General features: G+C 42.7%; 6 protein-coding genes and 2 pseudogenes. 7 read left to right on the forward strand and 1 reads right to left on the reverse strand.

The window, feature by feature from the left end; translation table 11 throughout:
* Positions 1-57: 57 nt before the first annotated feature.
* The 7 genes and pseudogenes from ABF638_RS36450 to ABF638_RS36480 form a co-directional block, all read left to right on the forward strand.
* Positions 58-768, forward strand: a pseudogene (locus ABF638_RS36450) (hypothetical protein); the annotation flags it as partial.
* 135 nt (positions 769-903) lie between these two features.
* Positions 904-1,353 carry a DUF1257 domain-containing protein gene (locus tag ABF638_RS36455; protein ID WP_435027632.1) on the forward strand — a complete coding sequence of 150 codons (450 nt, stop codon included), beginning with the start codon at positions 904-906 and terminating at the stop codon, positions 1,351-1,353.
* 2 nt (positions 1,354-1,355) lie between these two features.
* Entirely contained in the window at positions 1,356-1,562 is a 207-nt protein-coding gene (locus tag ABF638_RS36460; RefSeq protein ID WP_435027633.1) for a DUF2997 domain-containing protein, read from the forward strand.
* A gap of 90 nt (positions 1,563-1,652) precedes the next feature.
* Positions 1,653-3,275, forward strand: a complete 1,623-nt coding sequence (locus ABF638_RS36465; RefSeq protein ID WP_435027634.1) for an AAA family ATPase — start codon at positions 1,653-1,655, stop codon at positions 3,273-3,275.
* A 96-nt stretch (positions 3,276-3,371) separates the two neighbouring features.
* A complete protein-coding gene (locus ABF638_RS36470; RefSeq protein ID WP_109013041.1) occupies positions 3,372-3,728 on the forward strand; it encodes a hypothetical protein in 357 nt (118 codons plus the stop codon).
* Between the two features lie 12 nt (positions 3,729-3,740).
* Positions 3,741-4,301 (forward strand): WGR domain-containing protein, encoded by a 561-nt coding sequence (locus tag ABF638_RS36475; protein WP_435027635.1) that lies wholly within the window; start codon positions 3,741-3,743, stop codon positions 4,299-4,301.
* A gap of 391 nt (positions 4,302-4,692) precedes the next feature.
* On the forward strand, positions 4,693-5,052 hold the full coding sequence (locus tag ABF638_RS36480; protein ID WP_435027636.1) for a hypothetical protein: 360 nt from the start codon (positions 4,693-4,695) through the stop codon (positions 5,050-5,052).
* 43 nt (positions 5,053-5,095) lie between these two features.
* Here ABF638_RS36480 and ABF638_RS36485 read toward each other — a convergent pair.
* Positions 5,096-5,455 (reverse strand): annotated as a pseudogene (locus ABF638_RS36485) (Uma2 family endonuclease); the annotation flags it as partial.
* Positions 5,456-5,501: the final 46 nt, after the last annotated feature.

A 5,501-nucleotide genomic window follows, 5' to 3' on the forward strand; every position in this document is an offset into this window, starting at 1 on the left:
ATTTATAGACTACAGCCTAGCTACATAAAGGCTTTGATCGTTTTCGGAGATGTCTAGTTAATCAATATCAGAGATAATATCGCCCCAGGACTGCGTAATCAGCTAAAAGTTGATTATGAATCAGGACTCGAAGATTATCAAGAGCGGATTGACCAGTTTCTCTCACTCCATACTTGGGAATTATCGCAGGATAAGCAAGAATCTGTAAAAGCTAATTTGTTAAGAGCATTTCCGACTCTGACCGACCTTGAAGACTATTTGCAAGTCATTATTGGTCGTCCGGTGATTATCCCAGCATTGTCCGAACAACTCAATCAGCAACAAGCCGAATGTCTTGACCAGATTACCAAGTTCATTCAGCAGTATGACCAAAATCTGGAGCAAAGGCTACGGGAATCTGCGATCGCTGGCGGTGAACAACTAGCCGCGCAGTTGTTAGAAGAATTGAGCGACTGGGAGCCAGGACGTAAGCCGGTGCAGTTTAAAAGAAAAATGGAGCGTCATCTGATGAAGGTTCAAGTGCTACTGGCAAACGCATCACCAGAGGCAGGCAGTAGCTTGGAGGCGATGATGACGCATTTGGATTCTATCGTTAACGATCCAGCGATTGAGTCGAAGAATCTTGGTTCAGATACGCGCAGTCAATTGCAGCAAAAGATGCAAGAGATTCGCACCAAGTTGTTAGATGAACAACGCAATCTACAATCACTTGCGACTGACGACGTGGGCTTATCGAAAGCTACCGTAATGTCGTTTAAGTTCAGGTAAAAAACAGTCTTGGGCGAGGGTGAATTCGCTCAAGACTGATCCCAATGGATTTAATACGTAGTTTCCAGAATAACTCAAAAAAGATATCGCACCCGTACTATCTCTTAAAACAATTTGAAAGCCTTGGAGCTAAAAATGTCACATTTCTCAACAGTTAAAACCAAATTAAGCAATCACGAGTGTTTAGTGCAAGCTCTCACGGATCTAAACCTATCACCGCAAGTACACGAAACACCACAGCCACTAAAAGGATACTACGGTGGCTCTCAAGGACAAAGTGCTGAAATCATCGTATCCGGTCGCACCATAAAAGCCCGTGCAGACATCGGATTCAAGTGGAATCAGTCAAGCGGCGTGTACGACGTAATACACGACAGTTATGAAACAGTTCCGAAATTGGGACAAGACTTTTTCAGCAATAAACTAATGCTGGCTTATGGTAAGCATTTGGTTCGTGCTAAAGCCGCCGAGTTACAAGAAAAATTTGGTGAATGTGCGATTGCTGAATCAACTAATGGAAATGTGCAAACCCTACGCCTAACTTTTGCCGGACATCAGGAAGTTCAACAGTACGTGAGGAGATAAATATGGAACGTTCAATACTGATTCATTTCGACAATGCTACAGGTGAAGTTCGAGTGGAAGCGGAGGGGTTCGAGGGGTTGAGTTGTTTATCAGCTACGCAACCATTTGAAGAGGCTTTAGGAGTTGTGGGCGATCGCACGTATAAAGACGAAGCCCAAACCCAACAACTTCGGACTACGAACAGTAATCAAACACGTTTGCGTCAGTAATCAGTCATCAGTTGCCAGTCTTAACTCGGCTGGTAACTGCTAATTATAAAGGCTTCGCCATTTCATAAGTGAAATATTTGAATAATTGACATGAAACTCTCAAATCTGCTCTCTACACTCGATTCACAAATCCCCATTGCTGCTGTTGATGTCCTGTCTCCTGATGAAGCGACGATTATTCAATGGCTAACTACAGAGGCATCCAGCAAGCTCTCAAGTCCAGTTTTCTTCTGGAATCTGGGGGTATCAACCTTAGAGCAATGTTTAATCGCAGCAGATGGGGGATTGGTGTTTAAACCAGTGCCAGAGTATAAGAAACCACCACAGGCTGATCCACTACTATTCGTATTCGACTACATTGCGAATTTTAGTAGTGATGGAGTCTTTATCTTAGGTGACATTCACTCGTTTATTGGTAAAAATTCGCCTTCGTTATCTTGGGAGGTTGTTAGCAAGGTAAAAAATCTCTACCATCGTCTCAAACCGACTGATAAACGCATTGTGCTGCTGGGTCAAAACATTCAATTACACGAGTCACTTGTACGCTTAATCCCTTATTGTGAAATTCCTCTACCGGGAGTTGAGCAAATACTACTTCATCTCAATTCTTATTTGCATGACCTACAACAGTCAGCTATTGAACAGGAATTGACTTTCACTATTTCCCTTAATAAAAGTGAAATTGAATCTCTTTCTCGTGCTGCTCTGGGATTAACACTGGAGGAGATTAGCGACTTCCTGCGGTTAACTGTCAAACACAACCTAACATCAGATGGGATTTTAATTGATAGTAATTTCATACCCCAAGCAGTTGAGTATAAAACTCGGCTGTTGTCTCAAATGGGTATTGAATTGGGCAAGCCTGCTAGCATCTCTTTTGGAGGATTGGATTTGTTGCGTGAGTGGCTCAATCGGCGGCGACGGCTATTCACACAAGAGGCGCGTGAGCTACACCTACCTCAACCTAAAGGTGTGTTGCTGGCTGGCCCACCCGGTACAGGGAAAACTTTATTAGCCAAGAATATTGCTAACATTCTCAATTTACCACTACTCCAACTAGACATTGCGTCCCTCTTGGGCAGTCTGGTCGGTGAGTCTGAGGGAAATGTTAGACGGGCTTTGAAAACTGCCGTTGCGATCGCACCCTGCATCCTGTGGATTGACGAAATAGAAAAAGCTCTTTCGGGGACTGGTGACACTAGCGGAGTCTCACAGAGGATTTTGGGCAATATCCTTACATTTATGTCCGAATCACAATGTGGTGTGTTTGTCGTGGCAACTTGCAATGACCCCTCAGCACTACCGTCTGAACTCAAGAGAAAGGGAAGATTTGACGAAAATTTCTTTGTTGATCTTCCCACAGAACCGGAGCGTGTGCAGATTCTAAGCATTCATCTACAACGCTTTGGCATTCACCTGGAATCGGAGTACCTCGAAGCGATCGCTGCCAACACCGCGAAATTTTCCGGTGCTGAATTGGAAACGCTAGCATCTGAAGCTGCTCTGCTGGCATTCGATGAGGATAGACCGCAGCAGGTAACACTTGCTGACCTCGAAGCTTGTCGTCAAACCATTACCCCGCTTGCGATTCAGGACGCTGCGGCAGTCGAGCGGATGCAGTCCTGGGCATCAACCGCACGACGGGCTAGTAGCCCTGTGGTTGCAGTGAAAACTCAGTCTTTGCGTGCTGCTAAGTTTCGGAATATGAACTGATTAGAAAGCGATTGTCTCCTGATTCTATGGGGGCAATCACTCTTTCTTTTAGTAATTGAGAGCAATCAATTAACATACTTAATAAGGCGAATAAACATGACGACAGACTTAGTTACTTATTACGGGCAGACTCCAACTATTGACCAACTGGTTGATAAATATGGTGTGTATTTAGAGAAGTTGGACAGAGAAACTAAGCTTATGCTCCGAATGGCATTAGCAACTTACATTTTTACGTTAGAAAAAGACAGTTCTACTAAGCATACTGTTGCTGAGGCACTTGAGGATGCATTGTCTAATCTGGGCTTATTAGTTTCATATCCATTGTATAAAAACTTGTTTGAGGATGTCTGCTCTGTTTTAAATGGACTAACAACTCTGGAAGCGGAAACATTACTTGAAGCTTTACAGCATCAAATTCGATGGGGCAATGCCCGTCAAGCTGTGAATTGACAGGGTAAAAATATGGAAATCTATTTAGTTTTTGTTGATGCTATCCGAAACAGCAATAAATTCTGGGCGGCCATTGTCGAAGATGGGAATTTGACAGTCCAGTGGGGGCGAGTTGGTTATCAAGCGCAAACCAAAGTTCACACATTAGGTAATCATCAGAGAGCCGTTAGCAAATTTAACAATCTGGTAGCCGAGAAAAAATCCAAAGGCTACAGCGAAAGTCAGCCAGAGATTGATGCTAGCCGTAGTATTGCAGACATTAGACGAGCTATTCAATTGTTGAATATTATCCGTCCTTGTATTGCTAATAGGATTTTTCACGATGGCTATATTAACGCCCTAAATGAGTATTTGAAAATTGTCCCTACGCCTTTGGGAATGCAGATAGATTATCACGGAATTTACCGTACTGTTGCAGATGTCGATTATCAAATGGAATTACTCAATTCTCTGTTAGCCACTCCTGCACCACAAGTTGCTGCGGTGGCTGTTGGTCATGCCCCTGAAGCAACAGCAGAACCCAAGGTAGTCAGTCTCAAGACTATCAGCAAGAACTTCTGGCGACATTTGTAATTGTAAGAGCCAGGACTGCCTGAACCTCATTGCTATTCCCTGCTTTTTAGCGCCGAAGGAACTCATGCAGCAGCGTTCGTTAATTAGAAATTTTCAGCCTTTATCTGGAGATGAAGCGCAAGATTATGCCAAGCAATTAGCTTTTGGCTAAATAAAAAATAGAAGCTAAATATCCCCCAGCACATACTGCACTGGGGGATATTTCTAACTGACTTTCAGCTTAATCGCTTGTTTGTCCTCTGGGTTTTTTCGTATGACATCGCTTAACCATTAGAATATTTTTTCTGAATATGGAAATTTTATGTAAATTTAACCACCTTGGACTGACGAAAGTTTACAATATAATTACTGAAACTAATCTAGTTACAACCAACAGGCTTTGGTTTGATCCATGACTGATAATAAACAAGTTGTCTGCCAACTCACTCAACAAAAACCAAAACGTGTTTTGGTTGTAGCTCCAAGTAAACTCACTATCCATCATCGTCACAGACAATCCTTTCAAACACCGCCTAATTTAAGCAATTGCATTTTCAAAGTCATTGCTAAATTATCTATCGTCAGCGCTATGTTGTTTGGTATTAGTGCGTTGGGCTACTGGGGATTAGAAATCGTTGAAGCTAACACAATCCCGACGATAGAAGATAGATACGATTGGCAAACCCAAAAGCATATTTGTTTGGGTTGGATGTTGTTTACTTTTTCTAGCTTTCTTGGCAGTGCTTCTTTTGGCGACGAGTTTACGCTCTGAAATTCAGAAGGTAGATGTCTAAATATCACCCCGTGGTCGATTACTAAAAATTAATGCGACGATAGATTTCAGTCAGGGGAATTTCTACGTTTAAACTGTGTAGCATAATCGTGCGCCCAAGGTGAGAGTGAACTTGCCATAGCCAGCGATCGTTACTGTTCCGATCCAAGTTATGATACTGTTCAATGTAGGGTTCAGTTTGGCTCACAAGCAGATATTCACAAAAGCTAGCAATGGAGCGATATTTTCTAAACTTGTCCCCTCGATCATAAGCTTCAGTCGAGGGCGATAGAACTTCGACAATAAGCATTGGATTGAGAATTTCATCATTGCGATTGCCATTGAACTCTGGTTCACCATTAATAACCATCAAATCAGTATAAGTACCGCATTGATATAGCGGTTATCAGTCCAGTTCAGTACACTTAGGAGAGAGCAATTCTACTGTT

This window comes from Nostoc sp. CALU 1950 (assembly GCF_051172895.1).
In the GTDB taxonomy this organism is placed as follows: Bacteria; Cyanobacteriota; Cyanobacteriia; order Cyanobacteriales; family Nostocaceae; genus Nostoc; species Nostoc edaphicum_A.

What these genes read in the sequence shown, in the direction of transcription:
- ABF638_RS36455 (WP_435027632.1), top strand. Translation starts at nt 904, where the DNA reads ATGTCACATTTCTCAACAGTTAAAACCAAATTAAGCAATCACGAGTGT.
- ABF638_RS36460 (WP_435027633.1), top strand. Translation starts at nt 1,356, where the DNA reads ATGGAACGTTCAATACTGATTCATTTCGACAATGCTACAGGTGAAGTT.
- ABF638_RS36465 (WP_435027634.1), top strand. Translation starts at nt 1,653, where the DNA reads ATGAAACTCTCAAATCTGCTCTCTACACTCGATTCACAAATCCCCATT.
- ABF638_RS36470 (WP_109013041.1), top strand. Translation starts at nt 3,372, where the DNA reads ATGACGACAGACTTAGTTACTTATTACGGGCAGACTCCAACTATTGAC.
- ABF638_RS36475 (WP_435027635.1), top strand. Translation starts at nt 3,741, where the DNA reads ATGGAAATCTATTTAGTTTTTGTTGATGCTATCCGAAACAGCAATAAA.
- ABF638_RS36480 (WP_435027636.1), top strand. Translation starts at nt 4,693, where the DNA reads ATGACTGATAATAAACAAGTTGTCTGCCAACTCACTCAACAAAAACCA.